The 19,928-nt window shown below is 58.3% G+C and carries 16 protein-coding genes and 2 rRNA genes (1 of these 18 cut by a window edge); 10 read left to right on the top strand and 8 right to left on the bottom strand.

The window, feature by feature from the left end:
- The first annotated feature begins 2 nt into the window (after window positions 1-2).
- From ACQUQP_RS04435 to lnt, 4 genes are read left to right on the top strand one after another with little or no spacing between them, the layout of a single operon-like run.
- Entirely contained in the window at window positions 3-1,010 is a 1,008-nt protein-coding gene (locus ACQUQP_RS04435) for a PhoH family protein (protein WP_432697603.1), read from the top strand.
- Window positions 1,010-1,465 (top strand): rRNA maturation RNase YbeY, encoded by a 456-nt coding sequence (gene ybeY, locus ACQUQP_RS04430; RefSeq protein ID WP_432697602.1) that lies wholly within the window; start codon window positions 1,010-1,012, stop codon window positions 1,463-1,465. Before ACQUQP_RS04435 ends, ybeY begins: the two co-directional genes overlap by 1 nt.
- 9 nt (window positions 1,466-1,474) lie before the next feature.
- On the top strand, window positions 1,475-2,317 hold the full coding sequence (locus tag ACQUQP_RS04425; protein WP_432697601.1) for an HlyC/CorC family transporter: 843 nt from the start codon (window positions 1,475-1,477) through the stop codon (window positions 2,315-2,317).
- A 2-nt stretch (window positions 2,318-2,319) separates the two neighbouring features.
- Window positions 2,320-3,810 carry an apolipoprotein N-acyltransferase gene (gene lnt, locus ACQUQP_RS04420; RefSeq protein ID WP_432697600.1) on the top strand — a complete coding sequence of 497 codons (1,491 nt, stop codon included), beginning with the start codon at window positions 2,320-2,322 and terminating at the stop codon, window positions 3,808-3,810.
- On the opposite strand, the gene ACQUQP_RS04415 is transcribed toward lnt, so the two are convergent.
- Window positions 3,754-4,308 (bottom strand): zinc ribbon-containing protein, encoded by a 555-nt coding sequence (locus ACQUQP_RS04415; protein ID WP_432697599.1) that lies wholly within the window; start codon window positions 4,306-4,308, stop codon window positions 3,754-3,756. The genes lnt and ACQUQP_RS04415 overlap by 57 nt on opposite strands.
- A gap of 442 nt (window positions 4,309-4,750) precedes the next feature.
- Here ACQUQP_RS04415 and leuS point away from each other — a divergent pair, with 442 nt between their 5' ends.
- The 3 genes from leuS to holA are packed head-to-tail and all read left to right on the top strand — an operon-like array spanning window position 4,751 to window position 8,890.
- On the top strand, window positions 4,751-7,348 hold the full coding sequence (gene leuS / locus ACQUQP_RS04410; protein ID WP_432697598.1) for a leucine--tRNA ligase: 2,598 nt from the start codon (window positions 4,751-4,753) through the stop codon (window positions 7,346-7,348).
- Window positions 7,349-7,357: 9 nt separating this feature from the next.
- Window positions 7,358-7,843 carry an LPS assembly lipoprotein LptE gene (gene lptE / locus ACQUQP_RS04405; RefSeq protein WP_432697597.1) on the top strand — a complete coding sequence of 162 codons (486 nt, stop codon included), beginning with the start codon at window positions 7,358-7,360 and terminating at the stop codon, window positions 7,841-7,843.
- Window positions 7,844-7,852: 9 nt separating this feature from the next.
- Window positions 7,853-8,890: a DNA polymerase III subunit delta gene (gene holA, locus ACQUQP_RS04400; protein WP_432697596.1), complete on the top strand. Its 1,038-nt coding sequence runs from the start codon at window positions 7,853-7,855 to the stop codon at window positions 8,888-8,890.
- Between the two features lie 75 nt (window positions 8,891-8,965).
- On the opposite strand, the gene ACQUQP_RS04395 is transcribed toward holA, so the two are convergent.
- From ACQUQP_RS04395 to glnA, 5 genes are all read right to left on the bottom strand, one after another.
- The gene (locus ACQUQP_RS04395) at window positions 8,966-9,331 is read right to left on the bottom strand and encodes a hypothetical protein (RefSeq protein ID WP_432697595.1); all 366 of its coding nucleotides are present in this window, start codon (window positions 9,329-9,331) and stop codon (window positions 8,966-8,968) included.
- Window positions 9,331-9,804, bottom strand: coding sequence for a tRNA (cytidine(34)-2'-O)-methyltransferase (locus tag ACQUQP_RS04390; RefSeq protein ID WP_432697594.1), 474 nt, complete (start codon window positions 9,802-9,804; stop codon window positions 9,331-9,333). The genes ACQUQP_RS04395 and ACQUQP_RS04390 overlap by 1 nt, the downstream gene beginning before the upstream one ends.
- A gap of 47 nt (window positions 9,805-9,851) precedes the next feature.
- Complete coding sequence (gene glnG / locus ACQUQP_RS04385; protein ID WP_432697593.1) at window positions 9,852-11,288, bottom strand: nitrogen regulation protein NR(I); 1,437 nt, start codon at window positions 11,286-11,288, stop codon at window positions 9,852-9,854.
- Window positions 11,272-12,345 carry a nitrogen regulation protein NR(II) gene (gene glnL, locus ACQUQP_RS04380; protein ID WP_432697592.1) on the bottom strand — a complete coding sequence of 358 codons (1,074 nt, stop codon included), beginning with the start codon at window positions 12,343-12,345 and terminating at the stop codon, window positions 11,272-11,274. The genes glnG and glnL overlap by 17 nt, the downstream gene beginning before the upstream one ends.
- Window positions 12,346-12,614: 269 nt before the next feature.
- A complete protein-coding gene (glnA, locus tag ACQUQP_RS04375) occupies window positions 12,615-14,021 on the bottom strand; it encodes a glutamate--ammonia ligase (protein ID WP_432697591.1) in 1,407 nt (468 codons plus the stop codon).
- A 402-nt stretch (window positions 14,022-14,423) separates the two neighbouring features.
- Between glnA and typA the strand changes: the two genes are divergently transcribed.
- The 3 genes from typA to dtd all read left to right on the top strand — a co-directional run bounded on the left by typA (window position 14,424) and on the right by dtd (window position 17,751).
- The gene (gene typA / locus ACQUQP_RS04370; RefSeq protein ID WP_432697590.1) at window positions 14,424-16,238 is read left to right on the top strand and encodes a translational GTPase TypA; all 1,815 of its coding nucleotides are present in this window, start codon (window positions 14,424-14,426) and stop codon (window positions 16,236-16,238) included.
- Between the two features lie 109 nt (window positions 16,239-16,347).
- Window positions 16,348-17,298 (top strand): prolyl aminopeptidase, encoded by a 951-nt coding sequence (gene pip / locus ACQUQP_RS04365; protein WP_432697589.1) that lies wholly within the window; start codon window positions 16,348-16,350, stop codon window positions 17,296-17,298.
- Between the two features lie 12 nt (window positions 17,299-17,310).
- Window positions 17,311-17,751, top strand: coding sequence for a D-aminoacyl-tRNA deacylase (gene dtd / locus ACQUQP_RS04360; protein ID WP_432697588.1), 441 nt, complete (start codon window positions 17,311-17,313; stop codon window positions 17,749-17,751).
- Between the two features lie 879 nt (window positions 17,752-18,630).
- Here the strand turns inward: dtd and rrf are convergent.
- Window positions 18,631-18,746 (bottom strand): 5S ribosomal RNA (rrf, locus tag ACQUQP_RS04355).
- A gap of 143 nt (window positions 18,747-18,889) precedes the next feature.
- Window positions 18,890-19,928: ribosomal RNA gene (locus ACQUQP_RS04350) — 23S ribosomal RNA — on the bottom strand (it continues 1,848 nt past the right edge of the window).

Below are 19,928 nucleotides of genomic sequence, written 5' to 3'. Positions count from 1 at the left end.
TTATGACCGATAGCGACAACGCAACCCGCCCGTCCGTCAAGCTCCACCTGGAGCCGGAAAACCCCGACGCACTGGCAAATCTGTGCGGCCAGTTCGACGAGCACCTGAAACTGATCGAGGAACGCCTGGGCGTTGAGATCCGCAACCGCGGCAGCGCTTTCCTGCTGCTGGGTGATCTGGACCTGATCCGCGTCGTAGCCGACATCCTGCAGCAGCTCTACGCCGAGGCGGTCAAAGGCGAAGCGGTCACCCCGGAAAAGGTGCACCTCAACCTGCAGCAGGCCGGTATCGAGCAGTTACAGAGCGAGCTGCTGAAAGAGGACAAGGAGGTCAGCATCCGCACCCGCAAGATGCTGATCCGTCCCCGCGGCCAGAACCAGCAGACCTACGTCCGTTCGATCCGTCAGCACGACGTCAACTTCGGCATCGGCCCCGCCGGCACCGGCAAAACCTACTTGGCCGTGGCCTGCGCGGTGGAAGCCCTGGAGCGCGATGAAGTAAGCCGCATCCTGCTGGTGCGCCCGGCCGTGGAAGCCGGTGAAAAACTGGGCTTCCTGCCCGGTGACCTGGCCCAGAAGGTGGACCCTTACCTGCGCCCGCTGTACGACGCCCTGTATGAAATGATCGGCTTCGAGAAAGTCGCCAAGCTGATCGAAAAAAACGTCATTGAGGTAGCTCCTCTGGCGTATATGCGTGGCCGCACGCTGAACGGCTCGTTCGTGATTCTGGACGAAAGCCAGAACACCACGCGCGAGCAGATGAAGATGTTCCTGACCCGTATTGGCTTCGGATCCACCGCCGTTATCACCGGCGATGTGACTCAGGTCGACCTGCCCAAGGGTACCCGCTCCGGGCTGCTGCACGCCATCGACGTTCTCGACGGCGTCAAGGGGATCGGCTTTACCCACTTTACCGCCCGCGACGTGGTACGCCACCCGCTGGTACAGCATATTGTCCAGGCCTACGAAAGCTTCGAGAAACGCGAGAACGCTCGCAAGGACGATAACTGATGAGCTATTCCGTCGACCTGCAGATTGATGTGGATAACGCCGGCCTTCCCTCGTCCGAAGCACTGCAACGCTGGGTCACAACCGCGCTCGATGGCCAGCGCGAGCGGGGCGAAGTCTGCGTTCGCATCGTCACCCCGGAAGAGAGCCAGACGCTGAACCGGGAGTACCGCGGCAAGGATAAGCCGACCAACGTACTCTCCTTCCCGTTTGACGTACCGCCCGGCATTCCGATGGACCTGCTGGGCGATCTGGCGATCTGCGCTGACGTCGTCGAACAGGAAGCTGAAGAGCAGGGAAAATCTCTCGAAGATCACTGGGCCCACATGGTGATTCACGGCACCTTGCATCTGCTCGGTTTCGATCATATAAATGACGACGAAGCCGAAGAGATGGAAGCGCTGGAGCGCGAACTGCTCGCCCGGCTCGGCATAGCCGACCCCTATGAATCGCCCTAGAGGAACACCATGAGCGAAGATCGATCGGGAAGCTCGTCGAAAAGCTGGTTGGAAAAACTGACCAACGCCTTTTCCGACGAACCCCGGACCCGGGCAGATGTCCTGGAAGTGCTTTATGAAGCGGGTGAAGAGGGCATCCTCGACCAGGATGCCGTAAGCATCGTCGAAGGTGCCATGCAGGTATCCGACATGCAGGTGCGCGATGTGATGATCCCGCGCTCGCAGATGTCTGTCGTCCAGCTGGACCAGTCACCGCGTGACTTCATGCCGCTGATCATCTCCAGCGCCCACTCCCGTTTTCCGGTCTGTGGTGAGAATCCCGATGAAATTGTCGGCATTCTGCTCGCCAAGGACCTGCTCCCCTTCCTCCTCGAAGGTCGCCTGGATGAGTTCAACCTGCGCAGCTGCATGCGCAAGGCGACCATGATTCCGGAAAGCAAGCGCCTCAACGTGCTGCTCAAGGAGTTCCGTGGCACCCGTAACCATATGGCGATCGTCGTCGACGAATACGGCGGTACCGCCGGCCTGATCACCATCGAGGATGTGCTCGAGCAGATTGTCGGCGAGATCGAGGATGAACACGACGCCGATGAGGGCGAGGGCAATATCAAACCCTTCGATGACGAGGGTTACATCGTCAAGGCGTTAACACCGATCGAGGATTTCAACGAATACTTCGATGTCGGCTTTCCCGATAACGAGTTCGATACCATCGGCGGTATCGTGACCCAGCACTTTGGCCACCTGCCAGACAAGGATGAATGTGTTGAGTTTGACGGTTTCAGCTTCAAGGTGCTGAGCTCCGACAACCGTCGCATCCGGCTGCTGCAGGTCAACCGCACCGGCAAATAAGGATGCGCAGTTTTCAGTTGCTGCTGCCCGGGCTGGCAGCACTGCTTTGCGGCGCCAGCGCCAGCCTGGCGTTCGCGCCCTTCTCACTGCCGCTGTTCGCGGTGCTCTCTGCCGCCGGTCTCTGGCTTCTGATCCGCGAACAGTCCCCACGCCAGGCGCTCCTGCGCGGCTGGCTGTTTGGCCTGGGGTTCTTCGGCGCCGGCACATCCTGGGTGTATGTCAGTATTCACACCTACGGCAACGCCCCGGTTCCGCTGGCTGCCGGGCTCACCCTCCTGTTCTGCGCAGCGCTTGGAATACTCTTTGCGTTACAGACCTGGATAGGCGCCCGCTGGTTCCGCGGCCGCGGCGCCTGGCTGGGCTTTGTGGCGCTCTGGTGGCTGTTTGAATGGCTGCGCAGCTGGTTCCTGACCGGCTTCCCCTGGCTCTATCTTGGCTACGCCTGGACCGACTCCCCGCTGCGCACCCTGGCGCCGGTAGCAGGCGTCTGGGGACTGACATTACTGACCCTGCTGGTGGCGGCCGGTGCCGTGGAGAGCGTCCTGCAACGGCGTATCCGCCCCCTGATACCGGGCGTTCTGATGATCGGCCTGAGCCTGCTGCTACCCGCCCAGTGGACACTAAGCGCGGGGGAACCGGTCAGGACCGCGGTTATGCAGCCTGACGTCCCGCAGTTGCAAAAGTGGGATCCGGCCCAGCGCGGCGAGATTGTCGATCAGCTGATCGCCATGACCGAAGCTCAGCCCGATGCCGAGCTGATCGTCTGGCCGGAAAACGCGATACCGGCGTTCTATTACCAGGTTGCCGATCGGTTGCAGCCCCTGCTACAGCAACTCGGCAGTCGGACCCTGTTGACGGGGCTGCCCACCAGCGAGCTGGATATCCATGACAGGCAACGACGCCTCTACCACAACAGCGTCGTTGCTCTCGGTGACACCCCCGGCGTCTACCACAAGCAGCGACTGGTGCCTTTCGGCGAATACGTCCCGCTGGAATCCCTGTTGCGTGGCCTGATCGAATTTTTCAACCTGCCGATGTCGAGTTTCAGCCTGCCGCAGCGAGAACAACCGCTGCTGGCCGCGGGGCCCTACCGGCTGGGAGTGGCGATCTGCTACGAGATCGCTTATCCGGAGCTGGTGCGGGATTCAGGTCAGGTCAGCGACATCCTGCTAACGGTGTCCAACGACACCTGGTTCGGCCGTTCCATCGGGCCCGACCAGCACCTGCAGATGGCGCAGATGCGGGCGCTGGAGAATGGTCGCTGGGTGATACGCGGCACCAATAACGGCATCACCGCACTGATCGACCCTCAGGGGCAGATCAGTGCCAGGCTGCCGGTCGACGAGGCCGCGGTCTTGAGCGGAGAGGTGGTGCCGATGCAGGGGCGCACGCCTTATCAGGTGACCGGAGTCTACCCCCTGCTGGCATTCAACTTACTACTGCTGCTGGCTCTGCTGGTCATCCGCATCCGTACGCCGGAAAAACACCACTGAGCCGCAGCTGCACGGCGCGATCACCGAGGTCGCCGTCAGGCACTGCTGCTCGCCGCAGACGGCACACTCCAGGGTACCCGGAATGGTGATCTCGCCGGCGATATACTCGTTTTCACTGTGCGCCAGCTGCTCCCGCAGCAGCTCCAGGTCGACACGGGTACGATCGGCCAGATCCAGTAGGCGCTCCATCGCCTTGCGCTCCAGCACGTCCAGGTCAAAGTGCAGCCAGGAGGCCACACCGGCGCCGGTCTCGTGAATGTAATACCCGAGCTGAACCAGGTCGCGGCGAATATACGCCTTGAGCAGGTCCATCTCGTCACGGGTCATCTCTTCAGCAGCAAGCTCAATCTCCGCGGCCTCTTCAATCTGCTCCTGAAGAAATTCCCAGGAGTATTCGCTGGCCTTGTCGAGCCGTTCACGCAGCCGGTCGAGGATACGATCGTAAGCGCTTGGGGCGTCGGGTGAATGCTTGGGGGACTTTTTATCTCGACTGCTCATCGGTAACTCCTGTCAGCTGCATCGGGTACCCGCCAACCGCCGGTACACCTTGTTATTAGTATAAGCCGATTGAAGCAGATCAATGCGCTCCGGATCAACGAAGCGCAGTTTCCTGTGTCATGCCCGTTACCAGGCATCCTGCGCACCTCGCGCAGCCGTAGCTCGGCACGCCGGTTAGGCTCACCAGCGGCAGCGCTTTACTCACGCCAGCCCGATCCCGGCCATCCGTTTTCCATCCGATGCAGTAAAAACAAGCAGGACAGATTGGGCAGCAGCGGTTTCCTATTAGTTCGCGCCGAGCAAACGCCCCCGCCTCTGTTGACACTAGGGCGAATATTGTATGCTATGCGCCTTTCGTCCCTTTTCTATCCTGACCCGCTGATTTCGGCACACAGTCCATTAAGTCAGGCGTAGGCATACCAACGAGTTACTAGCGGCCACAATGAACGAACAATATATTCCGACGGATATCGAAAACCGGGCCCAGCAATACTGGGTGGAAAACGACAGCTTTACGGCGAAGGAAGATCCGAGCCGCGAAAAGTTCTACTGCCTGTCGATGTTCCCCTACCCCAGCGGTCGTCTGCACATGGGGCATGTTCGTAACTACACCATCGGTGACGTGATCTCCCGCTACCAGCGGATGCAGGGCAAGAACGTCCTGCAGCCGATGGGCTGGGATGCCTTCGGTCTGCCGGCCGAAAACGCGGCGATCAAAAACAACGTCCCGCCGGCCAAATGGACCTACGAAAATATCGATTACATGCGCGACCAGCTGCGCCAGATGGGCTTTGGCTACGACTGGGACCGCGAGCTGGCCACCTGCCACCCGGAATACTATCGCTGGGAACAGTGGTTCTTTACCCGCCTGCTGGAAAAGGGTCTGGTCTACAAGAAAGAGGCCGAGGTGAACTGGGATCCGGTCGACCAGACGGTGCTTGCCAACGAGCAGGTTATCGACGGTCGCGGCTGGCGCTCCGGCGCCATCGTTGAGCGCAAAAAGATTCCGCAGTGGTTCCTGAAGATTACCGACTACGCAGATCAGCTGCTGGACGACATCGAGAAGCTGGAACACTGGCCCGAACAGGTGCGCACCATGCAGCGCAACTGGATCGGCCGCTCCGAAGGCGTCAACCTGAGCTTCCATGTGGATGGCTGGGGTGATCTGGAGGTGTTCACTACCCGTCCGGATACCCTGATGGGTGTCACCTACGTGGCTGTGGCTGCGCAGCACCCGCTGGCGATCAAGGCTGCCGCCGATAACGCCGAGCTTGCCGCGTTTGTCGAGGAGTGCCGCCACACCAAGGTTGCCGAGGCTGATATGGCAACCATGGAAAAGAAAGGGATGCCTCTGGGCATCATGGCAACTCACCCGCTGACCGGCGAGACTGTGCCGGTGTGGACCGCCAACTTCGTGCTGATGGACTACGGTTCCGGCGCCGTGATGTCGGTTCCGGCCCACGACCAGCGTGACTGGGAATTTGCCAGGAAATATAACCTGCCGATCAAGCAGGTTATCGCACCGCTGTCGGCCAGCACTGCGGTCAACCTGGACGAAGAGGCCTTCACCGAGAAGGGCGTACTGGTCAACTCCGGTGACTTCGACGACCTGGAATTCGAATACGCCTTCAAGGCGATCGCCAAAGAGCTCTCCAGCAAGGGACGCGGGGAGGTCACCATCCATTTCCGCCTGCGCGACTGGGGCGTCTCCCGTCAGCGTTACTGGGGCGCGCCGATCCCGGTGATCAACTGCCAGAGCTGCGGCTCCGTGCCGGTGCCTGAGGATCAGTTGCCGGTGCTGCTGCCGGAAGAGATCGAGTTCGACGGCGTCGGCTCACCGATCAAGAAGATGGACAGCTTCATCAACACCACCTGTCCCTGCTGCGGTGGCAAGGCTGAACGCGAAACCGACACCTTCGACACCTTCATGGAATCGAGCTGGTATTTCGCCCGTTACGCCAGCCGTTTCAGCGACAACAAGATGCTGGATCCGACAGCCGCCAACTACTGGTTGCCGGTGGATCAGTATATCGGCGGTATCGAGCACGCGATCCTGCACCTGCTCTACTCGCGCTTCTACCACAAGCTGCTGCGCGATGAGGGCCTGGTCAACTCCGACGAACCGTTCACCCGCCTGCTCTGCCAGGGTATGGTGCTGGCCGACAGCTACTACTACGAAGACGACAACGGCGGCAAGGTCTGGATCTCTCCCACCGAAGTGGAAGTAGACACCGATGACAAGGGCCGCGTCACTGCTGCCCGCCGCAAGAGCGATGGCCTTACCCTGAGCCACGACGGCATGTCGAAGATGTCCAAGTCGAAGAACAACGGCATCGACCCGCAGGTGATGATCGACCGCTACGGTGCCGACACCGTGCGTCTGTTCATGATGTTCGCAGCACCGCCGGAGCAGTCCCTGGAATGGTCCGACTCGGGTGTCGAAGGCGCCAACCGCTTCCTGCGTCGCCTGTGGAAACAGGTGCATGATCACCTGACCAATGGCGCGCCTGTTGCCACCACGCTGAACCAGACCGAGCTCAGCGACAGCCAGCGCGAGCTGCGCCTCAAGGTTCACGAAACGATCCAGAAAGTCAGCGACGATATCGAACGCCGTCAGACCTTCAACACCGCCATTGCCGCCGTCATGGAGCTGTCCAACAGCATCGGTCGCTTTGTCGATGTCAGCGACGCCGGCCGCGCTGTGATGCAGGAAGCACTGGAAACCGCCGTACTGCTGCTCTCGCCGATCGTGCCGCACTTCAGCCACGAGCTCTGGCACCAGCTGGGTCATGCGGATGGCATCATCGATGCCGACTGGCCGAAGGTGGATCAGAACGCCCTGGTACGTGCATCCCTGGAGATGGTGGTTCAGGTCAACGGTAAACTGCGCGCCAAGATCAACGTGGCCGCCGATGCCGACGAGGACGTCATTCTTCATCTGGCACTGGCCGAGGAAAACGTCCAGAAGCACATGGCTGGAAAAACCCTGCGCAAAAAGATCGTCGTGCCGGGCAAACTGGTCAATATCGTGGTCGGCTAGGAGGCCTTCATGCTTAGATTGCGCGCCCCGCTGTTCGCACTGATCGCATCGCTGCTGATCAGTGGCTGTGGTTTCCATCTGGCCGGTTACTACGACGTGCCGGAAAACCTGCGCCAGGTTAACCTCGATATTCCCGATGACCGCCCGAGCAATATCGAAACGCACCTGACCAGCCTGCTGGAGGTTAACGGTGTCGAAATCACGCGGCGCGCCAACTATCGTCTGGAAATCCTTGATGAAAGAACCCGCCGCCGCAGCGCGTCCACCAGCCTGAGCGCCGATACAATCGAGTATGAACTGATCGCCACTGCTCGCTTCAGCGTCAGCAACGGTGCGGGCGAGCTGCTGATCGACAATCGCGAGGTGCGGGCCGAGCGCTTCTTCAACAACAACCAGAACACGACGGCCAAGGACGCGCTGGAAGTTGAAATCCGTCGCCAGCTGCAGGAACAGCTGGCGCAGCAGATCGTACGCCAGTACCTGAGCCTGAAGTAAGTCAGCGCAATGAAGCTCAAGGCGGACCAGCTCGGCAGCCAGCTCAAACGTCAGCAGGACGCGTTGCCGGTATACCTGGTGACTGGCGACGAGCCACTGCTGTGTGGCGAAAGTATCGACGCGATTCGCGCTCACCTGCGCCTGCTGGGATTCAGCGAGCGTGAGGTGATGCACGTCGACGCCAGCTTCAGCTGGGAAAGCCTGCTTGAAAGCGCCAATGCCCTGTCACTCTTTGCCGAACGCAAAATCATAGAGATCCGCCTGGGCGGCCAGAAGTTGAACCGCGCTGCCAGCGACCTGCTGCAGAAATACCTGGCGAACCCGGCACCGGATAATGCCCTGCTGATCATCTGCGACCGTCTGGACCGCTCCAGCAAACAGAGCGCCTGGTTCAAGAAGGTGGAACAGACCGGCGTCGTGGTCGAGGTCTGGCCCATCGAGCCGGACCAGCTGGTGCAATGGCTTGGCCAGCGCGCCGCCAGTCAGAATGTTCAGCTTGAACCCGAAGCGCTGCAACTGCTGGCAGACCGTATCGAGGGCAACCTTCTCGCCGCCCGCCAGGAACTGGACAAACTGGCCCTGCTATATCCCGGCCAACGCCTCAACGCCGAACAGGTGATCCAGGCGGTCAGCGACAGCTCCCGCTTCGATATCTTTGCGCTGACGGATGCCGCGCTTACCGGCGACGCCGGTCGCTGCCAGCACATACTCCAGGTCCTGCGCCAGGAGGGCAACGAAGCCGCCGTCGTACTCTGGGGACTCACGCGGGAGATCCGTATGCTGCACCGGGTGATCCGCGCCGTTGCCAGCGGCCAGCCCTGGGATCCGCTGTGTCAGCGCGAACGCATCTTCGGCAAACGCAAGAACCTGGTCAGAAACGCCAGCCGCCGCCTGCGGACGGAACAGCTCGAGGAGATGCTGGATCTGGCCTCCAGCGTGGATATGGCGATCAAGGGACAGCGCGAGGATGACCCCTGGCTGCTGTTGAACCAGATCACCCTCACATTAAGTGGCTACCCGCTGCCCTGGCAAAGGGCGATGGATTAACCGCCAGGTACAAGGTCTCCAAGTCGCCCCGCCCGATCCAGGCGACAAGCAGGCCGAAGCTGCTGCCCGCCACACTTACTCTTTGCCGGGATCGGCCGACAACTGATCGCGCACCGCTGCAATAAGGCTCTCGCCCTCGCCCTGCTCCAGCAGTTTGCGGATCTGCTCAGAGGCCATGGGAACTATCGCAATTAACGCATCGGCAGGCACCAGCCAGACATCGGAAAAAGGCTGAAACAGGCGATCGGTCAGCAGCAGCAGCGGTGTCTGCTGAAACTCGAGCGAGTGCAGATTGATTCTCTGCTGATCACTGCCCTCGAAACGTATCGCCTGACCATCGTGGGTAACGCCGCTGATCGCCCCCAGCGCGCTGCTCGAATCGCGCTCAGGGATCAACCGGTTGATAATCAGTACCTGCTGCATCAGTTTCCGCTCCCACATTAACAGGATCGCCCCTGCCCGGCGCTGCCGGCAAATCCGAGCTGCCTCCAGGCCTCAAAGACGATAACCGCACAGGCGTTTGACAGGTTCATACTTCGACTTCCCTCAAGCATCGGCAGTGTCAGGGCATCATATTGCTGGCGAACCGACTCGGGCAGCCCCCGGGTTTCTGGACCCAGCAGCAGGATATCCCCTGCACTGAAGGTCGCATCGGTATAGCAGCGCTCCGTTTTTGTCGTCATCGCCCAGACACGGGATGGCGCCAGGGCCTCGACGCAGGCTTCAAGCGTCGGCCAGGTTTTGACGTCGGCATACTCACGGTAATCGAGCCCCGCCCGACGCAGGCGCTTGTCATCCAACTCGAAGCCCAGGGGCTCGATCAGATGCAGATGAAAACCGGTGTTCGCACAGAGGCGAATAATATTGCCGGTGTTCGGTGGGATTTCAGGTTGGTAGAGTACAACGTTCAGCATGACAACCGGCTCCGCAATCAGGAGCCGGATCTTAACCCGTGACGCCCTCAGTCGTCACTGTCATCCTCGCCCATTTCGTCATGATCCATGCCCAGCTCCTTGATTTTGCGGGTCAGGGTATTGCGCCCCCAGCCCAGCAGCTGTGCAGCATCGCGACGCCGCCCCGCGGTATGTTTGAGAGCGATCTCGATCATCACCTTCTCAAACTGCGGCACCGCTTCGTTGAGAATACCCTGTTGCCCGCGGGAGAGCTGCTGATCGGCCCAGAGCCGCAGCGCCTGCTCCCAGCTGCCGGCGACCGGTACACCCTCTTCCTGGGATTCGATCAGTTCGGTCGGCAGGTCGGAAATCAACACCTCCCGTCCAGACGCCATCACCGTCAGCCAGCGGCAGATATTCTCCAGCTGACGCACGTTACCCGGCCAGGGCAGATCACAGAGAAAGTTTTCCGTCTCTTCCCGCAGCGTCTTCGGCTCGACCGCCAGCTCTTCGGCGGAGTGCGCCAGGAAGTGGCGTGCCAGACGCGGGATATCCTCGCGGCGTTCCGCCAGTTTGGGGATATGGATGCGGATCACATTGAGGCGATGGAAAAGGTCTTCACGGAAGCGGCCGTCCTTCACCAGACGTTCCAGGTTCTGGTGCGTCGCCGCGATAATACGGACATCGACCTTGACCGGCGTGTGCCCACCAACCCGATAGAACTCACCATCCGCCAGCACACGCAGCAGTCGTGTCTGCGTATCCGCCGGCATATCGCCGATCTCATCAAGGAACAGCGTACCGCCATCCGCCTGCTCAAAACGCCCACGACGGGCCGCCTGAGCGCCGGTGAAAGCGCCTTTTTCGTGGCCGAAGAGTTCGGACTCGATCAGGTCCTTGGGGATCGCCGCCATGTTAAGCGGAATGAAAGGTCCGGAAGCACGGGGACTGTGTCGGTGCAGCGCATGGGCGACCAGCTCCTTACCGGTACCGGACTCACCGTTGATCAGTACCGTGATATTGGAGTGCGACAGACGACCGATGGCGCGGAACACCTCCTGCATCGCCGGCGCTTCACCAATAATCTCGGCGCTCGCATCGACCTCCTGCTCAGCGACCTTCTCCTTGCGCTCGTTCGCGTGCTCCAGGGCACGCTTAACCAGGGCTACGGCTTCGTCCACATCGAACGGCTTGGGCAGGTACTCGAACGCGCCGCCCTGATAGGACGCCACAGCACTGTCCAGGTCGGAGTGCGCCGTCATGATAATGATCGGCAGATCCGGGTTGAGCTGCTGCAGGTGATCCAGCAACTCCAGACCACCGGTCCCCGGCATACGGATATCACTGAGGACCGCATCGGGCTGCTCCCGATCCAGGCGCTTTATCAGGTCATCTGCGCTTTCAAAAACCTGGGTATCAACCCCCGCAGAGGTCAGTGCTTTTTCCAGCACCCAGCGGATCGATCGGTCGTCATCGACAACCCAGACGTTACCTGAGGTTTTCATGATTCTGCTCCAGCGGTATAAACAGTTGGAACCGGGTCTCTCCCGGCTCCGTATTGCATTCAATCAATCCATGGTGACGGTTGATGATCGATTGCGCGATTGACAGGCCGAGACCCGAGCCGTCAGCGCGTCCGGTCACCATGGGATAAAAGATGGAGGCAAGCAGCTCGGCGGGGATGCCCGGTCCGTTATCGATAATTTCCACCGAACAGACCAGGCGATGACGCTCGGTACCCAGCGTAATCTGCCGCAGCGCACGGGTTCGCAACACAATCTGCGGCTCCGGTATCTTCGCCTCCTGCAGCGCCTCCATGGCGTTGCGGGTGATGTTCAGAGTCGCCTGTATCAGCTGCTCACTGTCGCCCTCAAATTCAGGAATACTCGGGTCATAGTCGCGTACCAGGCGGATCTGGCCGCCAGACTCCACCTCGATAAGGCTGCAGACCCGCTCCAGAATCGCATGGATGTTCACCAGTTCGATATTGGGTAACTTGTGCGGCCCCAGAAGGCGGTCGACCAGGTTTCTCAGCCGGTCGGCTTCCTCAATAATGATGCGGGTATATTCGTGCAGGCTTTCGTCATCCAGCTCCCGCTCCAGCAGCTGAGCGGCACCACGGATCCCGCCCAGCGGATTCTTGATCTCGTGGGCCAGCCCCCGGACCAGGGTCCGTGCGGTTGCGTGTCGAGTCAGTATCTCCTCTTCACGCTCGATCCTGATCAGCCGGTCACGGGCCTGAATCTCCAGCAGCAAGCCGGACTGAGGCACCGGGTTTACGCTGTAATCGACGATCAACTCCTGCCCGGTCTGGGTGACCAGCCGCGCTTCTCGCTTGCTGTACGGGTGGCCACTGGTAAACGACTCCCGCAGTACCTTGAGCTCTTCCTCGCTCGGAGAGAGCCAGTCTTCGATAGGCCGGTTTTTCAGTCGCCTGAGCGTTGCTTCAAGCAGCATCTCCGCAGCAGGATTCATGTACTGGATGCACAGCGACTCGTCGAGCAGCAGCACCGACGATGTCAGGTTATCCAGGATCTGTTTATGCGACTGTTGACGAAACATTGACTCGCTCTCTATATAACTGAGCTTCATTTATGCAAGTTAAACGCCAAGTAGAGAATGCTCGCAAAAGCGCCACAACTGCGCATATTCGGAGCACTGCCGGAAAACTCGCCAGACTGGATAGGAATTATCGCACCATATTGGTGCGCATGCATTTTTTAAACGCACCGAAAGTAGACCGCGGCTGATGATGCGTTTTTGCACAACCAGCGCCGGAAACGAAAAAGGCCTCCATCAGGAGGCCTTTTCAAAACTACCGAATTCGGTATTTATACGGAGTAGTACAGGTCGTACTCAACCGGGTGAGTAGTCATGTTGACCTGTGCAACTTCTTCACGCTTCAGGCCGACGTACGCGTCCAGCATGTCGTCGGTGAAGACGCCGCCCTTGGTCAGGAATTCACGGTCCGCTTCCAGAGCGTCCAGAGCTTCAGACAGAGTCTCGCAGACAGTCGGGATTTCAGCCGCTTCTTCCGGCTCCAGGTCGTACAGATCCTTGTCCGCAGCATCGCCCGGGTGGATCTTGTTCTGGATACCGTCCAGACCAGCCATCATCAGAGCCGCAAAAGCCAGGTACGGGTTGGCGATCGGATCCGGGAAGCGGGTCTCGATACGACGACCTTTCGGGCTGGTTACGTACGGAATACGGATGGAAGCGGAACGGTTACGGGCAGAGTAAGCCAGCATAACAGGTGCTTCGAAGCCCGGTACCAGACGCTTGTAGGAGTTGGTACCCGGGTTGCAAAGTGCGTTCAGCGCTTTAGCGTGCTTGATGATGCCGCCGATGTAGTACAGAGCGGTTTCGCTCATACCAGCGTACGCATCACCTGCGAAGATGTTAACACCGTCCTTGGACAGAGACTGGTGTACGTGCATACCAGAACCGTTATCGCCAACGATCGGCTTCGGCATGAAGGTAGCAGTCTTGCCGTAAGAGTGAGCAACGTTGTGAACGCAGTACTTCAGGACCTGTACTTCGTCAGCCTTGTTGACCAGGGTGTTACCGGCAACGCCGATTTCACACTGACCAGCAGTTGCTACTTCGTGGTGGTGTACTTCAACTTCCAGACCCATAGCAGTCATGGCGTCGCACATGGCGGCACGCAGATCGTGCAGGGAGTCAACCGGGGGAACCGGGAAGTAACCGCCCTTAACGCGCGGACGGTGACCGATGTTGCCACCTTCGATCTTGTGGGAAGACGCCCAGGCAGCTTCTTCAGAGTTGACGGTGTAACCGCAACCGCTCATGTCAGCGTGCCATTCAACGGAATCAAATACGAAGAATTCCGGTTCCGGACCGAACATAGCGGTGTCGGCGATACCGGTAGACTTCAGGTACTCTTCTGCGCGCTTGGCAACAGAACGCGGATCACGCTCGTAACCCAGGCCAGTCATCGGCTCGACGATATCGCAGCGAACGATAACAGTGGCGTCTTCAGCGAACGGATCCAGCAGGGAAGCGCTATCGTCCGGCATCAGGATCATGTCGGAGTCGTTGATACCCTTCCAGCCAGCGATGGAAGAACCATCGAACATTTTGCCTTCTTCGAAGAAGTCTTCACCAACTTCGGTTACCGGAATAGTCAGGTGCTGCTCTTTACCCTTGGAATCGGTAAAACGCAGGTCAACCCAGCGCGCTTCGCTTTCTTTAATGAGATTCAGAGTATTCTCTGACATGTGACTCTCTCCACTCGATGAATTTGCCAGACGCTTAATTCTATTTAAGCCACGCGTTTTCCAACGCGTTAACCATGGCGCTGTTTAAGCAACATGCGTGCCAGCACCTAAATTGTGCTCACTGCCAATAAAATTGGGCACTCAAGCTAAAAGCTTAGCCTAGAGGCGCACCAAATTCAGGCACAACTTCTTTTTATGCACTATATCGGCCCATCGGCACCTATACAGCACCCTTGGCAACCGTTGAAACATCATACCGCAAAGATTTGCTTCTGGCCTCTATCAGCGGCGTCAAAGTTTGACCGGAGCACGTCCAGCCAACGGATGTTCACACAGTAATCGATTGTTCTTGAGGCGTTACGTATAATGCCTCCCTTTCAGCACTAAACTAGGTATATCCGTGTGATAGAAAATCTCAGAAATATCGCCATCATCGCGCACGTCGACCATGGCAAAACCACCCTCGTCGATAAACTCCTGCAGCAGTCAGGCACGCTCGCTCGTCGTGACGAAGGCGCCGAGCGCATCATGGACTCCAATGACCAGGAACGCGAACGCGGTATCACCATTCTGGCTAAAAACACGGCTATACGCTGGAACGACTACCGCATCAACATCGTTGATACTCCGGGACACGCCGACTTCGGTGGTGAAGTAGAGCGTGTACTGTCCATGGTCGACTGCGTTCTGCTGTTGGTGGACGCCGTTGACGGCCCGATGCCACAGACCCGCTTCGTCACCCAGAAGGCGTTTGCCCAGGGTCTGCGTCCTATCGTCGTCATCAACAAGATCGACCGTCCCGGCGCCCGTCCGGATTGGGTTATGGATCAGGTCTTCGATCTGTTCGATAACCTCGGCGCTACTGACGAACAGCTGGACTTCCCGGTTGTTTATGCTTCAGCTATCAACGGCATCGCCGGCAACGACCCGGAAGAGATGGCCGAAGATATGACGCCGCTGTTCGAAGCGATCGTCGAGCATGTGCACCCGCCGATCGTGGATACCGAAGGTCCTTTCCAGATGCAGATCTCCGCTCTGGATTACAACAGCTACGTGGGCGTCATCGGTGTCGGCCGCGTTACTCGCGGCAAGGTTAAAACCAACACTGTGGTCAAGGCGATCGACCGCCACGCTAAAGTGCGTAACGGCCGTATCCTGAAGATCATGGGCTATCACGGCCTGGAGCGTGTTGAGGTCAACGAAGCTCAGGCCGGTGACATCATCTGCATCACCGGACTCGACGAACTGAACATCTCGGATACCCTGTGTGATCCGGAAGTCGTTGAAGCGCTGCCGGCTCTGTCCGTCGATGAACCGACCGTTTCCATGACCTTCCAGGTAAACGACTCCCCGTTTGCCGGCCTGGAAGGCAAGTTCATCACCAGCCGTAACATCAAGGACCGTCTGGATCGCGAACTTATCCACAACGTAGCTCTGCGCGTTGAGCCCGGCGACAGCCCGGAGAAGTTCAAGGTGTCCGGCCGCGGTGAACTGCATCTGTCGGTACTGATCGAAAGCATGCGTCGCGAAGGCTTCGAGCTGGGCGTTTCACGTCCCGAAGTTATTCAGAAAGAGATCGATGGCATCATCCAGGAACCTTACGAAGAGGTGATGATCGATGTCGAAGATCAGCACCAGGGTGCTGTTATCGAAGAACTGGGTAAACGCCGCGGCGACATGACCAACATGGAAGTGGACGGCAAGGGCCGTGTACGTCTGAGCTTCATGATCCCGTCCCGGGGCCTGATCGGCTTCCGCAGCCAGTTCCTCACCATGACGTCCGGCACCGGTATCATGACCTCCATCTTCGACCACTATGGTCCGGTTCGCGAAGGTGAAGTAGTTTCGCGCATCAACGGCGTACTGGTTTCCATGGTCACCGGTAAGGCACTGGGCTACGCGCTGTTCAGCCTGCAGGAGCGCGGCCGCCTGTTCATAGACCCCAACATCGAGGTCTATGAAGGTATGGTACTGGGTATCCACAGCCGCTCTAACGACCTGGTGGTCAACCCGACCAAAGGTAAGCAGCTGACCAACGTCCGCGCTTCCGGTACCGACGAGAACATCGTGCTGACCCCGCCGATCAAGTACTCGCTGGAACAGGCACTGGACTTCATCGAGGATGACGAGCTGGTCGAGGTGACCCCGGAAGCGATCCGCATCCGTAAAAAGCTGCTCAAGGAAAACGAGCGCAAGCGCGCCGGCAACAAGAAGTAACACCCGAAGGGCAGCATCCGCTGCCCTTTTTTACGCCCCCTCACCCTGTTAAGCCGCCCGTCCGCCGCCTTATACTAATCACTCTCATGGCCAGACAATGGAGTGCGTAATGCGGACCCTCTACCCCGAAATCCAAAGCAACCAAGAGTTCTATCTGGACGTTGGCCAGGGACACCGGATCTATGTGGAGGAAAGCGGCAACCCAGCCGGCATACCCGTTCTGTTTATCCATGGCGGACCTGGTGGAGGTTGTTCTCCGACCCATCGCCGTTTCTTCAACCCGGAGAAGTACCGCATTATTCTGTTTGATCAGCGCGGCTGTGGACGCTCCACCCCCCATGCCAGCCTGGATCACAACACGACTCAGGCACTGGTCTCAGACATGGAACAGATACGCCGCCACCTGGGCATCGAACGCTGGCTGCTCTTCGGCGGCAGCTGGGGATCAACGCTCAGCCTGGTCTATGCGCAAACCCACCCGCAGCATGTGTGTGGATTAATACTGCGCGGCATATTCCTGTGTCGCGAGCGTGATATCCGCTGGTTCTACCAGGATGGTGCCAGCTTTATTTTCCCGGACTTCTGGCAGGATTACATCGAGGCGATCCCCGAAGAGGAACGGCACAACCTTCTCGCCGCGTTCTACCGACGCCTGACCTCTGAAAATGAACTCTCACGCATGGCAGCCGCCAAAGCCTGGTCCGTGTGGGAGGGGCGCTGTTCGACGTTGGATCCCAACCCCGAAATAGTAGAGCACTTCGCAGATCCGCACTTTGCCCTGGCCATGGCGCGTATCGAAGCCCACTACTTTATTAACGCTGCTTTCCTGACACCCAACCAGATCCTGGAAAACCCAAAGTCACTCAGAGATATTCCGATCACCATCGTACACGGGCGTTACGACATGGTGTGCCCAATTGAGCAGGCGCTGGCGTTACAAAAGGCGGCCCCCCATGCTGAGCTGCATATAGTGCGCGATGCGGGCCACTCTGCATTCGAGCCGGGTATCATCGATAACCTGATACATGCCACTGACTATTTTGCCCGCAGCCTTGCCTGAGACAGGATAACAATGAAAGGACTGATTCAACGCGTAAACCATGCCTGCGTACGTGTCGACGGCGAAGCCGTGGGCTCGATTCAGCGGGGCGTTTTGCTGCTTCTCGGCATCGAGAAAGAGGACGACCAGGCAAAGGCAGATAAACTGCTGCATAAGACTTTGAACTACCGAATCTTCCCAGACGAACAGGGACGCATGAACCTGAGCCTCAAGGATACCGGCTACGAACTTCTGATCGTGTCACAGTTCACGCTGGTGGCGGATACCCGTAAAGGGATGCGCCCCGGGTTCTCGAAGGGAGCTCACCCCGAAGTCGGGGAGAAACTCTATGACTATTTCGTCGAGCGTGCGTGCTCTGATGCACCAGGGCTGATTCAAACAGGCCAGTTTGGCGCTGACATGCAGATCGCGCTTGAAAACAACGGCCCGGTTACCTTCATGCTGGAAAGCTAGGAAGGCAAACCGAAGAGAGAGGCAAGACTCTAAAGACTCCAGCACCTCCCTATAAAAGGCAGGGCCCGCACACATCCGTGTAACGGGCCCCTGGTTCGCAGCATCCTTGCTGCCCCCACCACGTTCCCTGCGGTGGGATGAGGTTCAGCATCCAGCTGTTATCTACGCATCCCTGCGTACCTCGTCGAGTATCATCTCTTAAGTGGTGATCGGGTGATATAGGAGTTTTTCCTAATTTTCCATATAAAGTGAGCGGGTATAGTCAGGGGCTGTGTCTGATTAGCTCGCCGGGATCTGCCAGCGTTGTTTGAATAGGGGATATAGCTGGCTCGTTCTGTGCTGGGTGCTTCATGTTTGTAACTCGCCCAGATATTTCTGTGAGAGCTGAATGAGTATTGGATTTCGGGTTGAGAGAGGCCTGCAGGGATCAAGAGCGTTGCTTCTGGGTCTGCGGGTTTCGGTGGGAAAGATCGGGTGGTTTGGTGCGGGGTGATGACCTGCTTTTCCGGTAACGGTCGCTGTTTCGGTCATCAGGCCGGGGAGTACCTGAGAGGATTAACTGGTTTAACTAGGGATGGCTACGGGTAAACGTTGGTAACGTTTGGGCACTTTGCCTGGAGGGAGGTGAGCTACTTTAGGTCGCAAGCTGTGCTTGCGATCCTTCGGACATGGACGGCTGGGATAGGTCGGTCTGGCGCGGTGAGATGACCTACTTTAGGTGACGAGCGCTGCTCGTCATCCCTTCGGGACGCCTGCGGCGCCTATCCGCCGTACCTGCGGTACAGGCGTATTCACATGGGCCTGGTAGTAAGGGGCGGCAGCGCCGCCCAATACGAAAAAACCCCAGTACCAACGGTACTGGGGTTCTTCGTATTAGGTGCCTGGCGATGACCTACTCTCACATGGGGAAGCCCCACACTACCATCGGCGATGACGCGTTTCACGACTGAGTTCGGCATGGGATCAGGTGGTTCCACGTCTCTATTGTCACCAGGCAAAACTGGAACAAACTGAGATCTAAAAGCTTTTAGTAGAAGACCCGCTGTCGCTTATCTCCTATCTGATGTCTTGTCGTTCGCTACAAGCTACAACCGCGATACGATCTATATATTCTGTGCTCAAACGCCTTTGGCGTTATATGGTCAAGCCTCACGAGCAATTAGTACTGGTTAGCTCAACGCCTCACAGCGCTTACACACCCAGCCTATCAACGTCCTGGTCTTGAACGGCTCTTTAGGGACCTCAAGGGTCCAGTGAGATCTCATCTTGAAGGAGGCTTCCCGCTTAGATGCTTTCAGCGGTTATCCCGTCCGAACGTAGCTACCGGGCAATGCCATTGGCATGACAACCCGAACACCAGAGGTTCGTTCACTCCGGTCCTCTCGTACTAGGAGCAACTCTTCTCAAATCTCAAACGCCCACGGCAGATAGGGACCGAACTGTCTCACGACGTTCTAAACCCAGCTCGCGTACCACTTTAAATGGCGAACAGCCATACCCTTGGGACCGGCTTCAGCCCCAGGATGTGATGAGCCGACATCGAGGTGCCAAACACCGCCGTCGATGTGAACTCTTGGGCGGTATCAGCCTGTTATCCCCGGAGTACCTTTTATCCGTTGAGCGATGGCCCTTCCATACAGAACCACCGGATCACTAGAACCTACTTTCGTACCTGCTCGACGTGTCTGTCTCGCAGTCAAGCACCCTTATACTCTTACGCTCAATGCATGATTTCCGACCATGCTGAGGGTACCTTCGTGCTCCTCCGTTACACTTTGGGAGGAGACCGCCCCAGTCAAACTACCCACCACACAATGTCCCTGATCCGGATTACGGACCTAGGTTAGAACCTCAACAGTACCAGGCTGGTATTTCAAGGTCGGCTCCACTCTAACTGGCGTCAGAGTTTCAAAGCCTCCCAGCTATCCTACACAAGTAATGTCAAAGTCCACTGTGAAGCTATAGTAAAGGTTCACGGGGTCTTTCCGTCTAGCCGCGGGGACGCTGCATCTTCACAGCGAGTTCAATTTCACTGAGTCTCGGGTGGAGACAGTGTGGCCATCGTTACGCCATTCGTGCAGGTCGGAACTTACCCGACAAGGAATTTCGCTACCTTAGGACCGTTATAGTTACGGCCGCCGTTTACCGGGGCTTCGATCAAGAGCTTCGCTTGCGCT

Source organism: Marinobacterium sp. YM272 (assembly GCF_050908845.1).
Lineage (GTDB): Bacteria > Pseudomonadota > Gammaproteobacteria > Pseudomonadales > Balneatricaceae > Marinobacterium_D.
The sequence above is the reverse complement of the archived record's forward strand: the minus strand, read 5'-3'. Positions and strand labels throughout refer to the sequence as shown.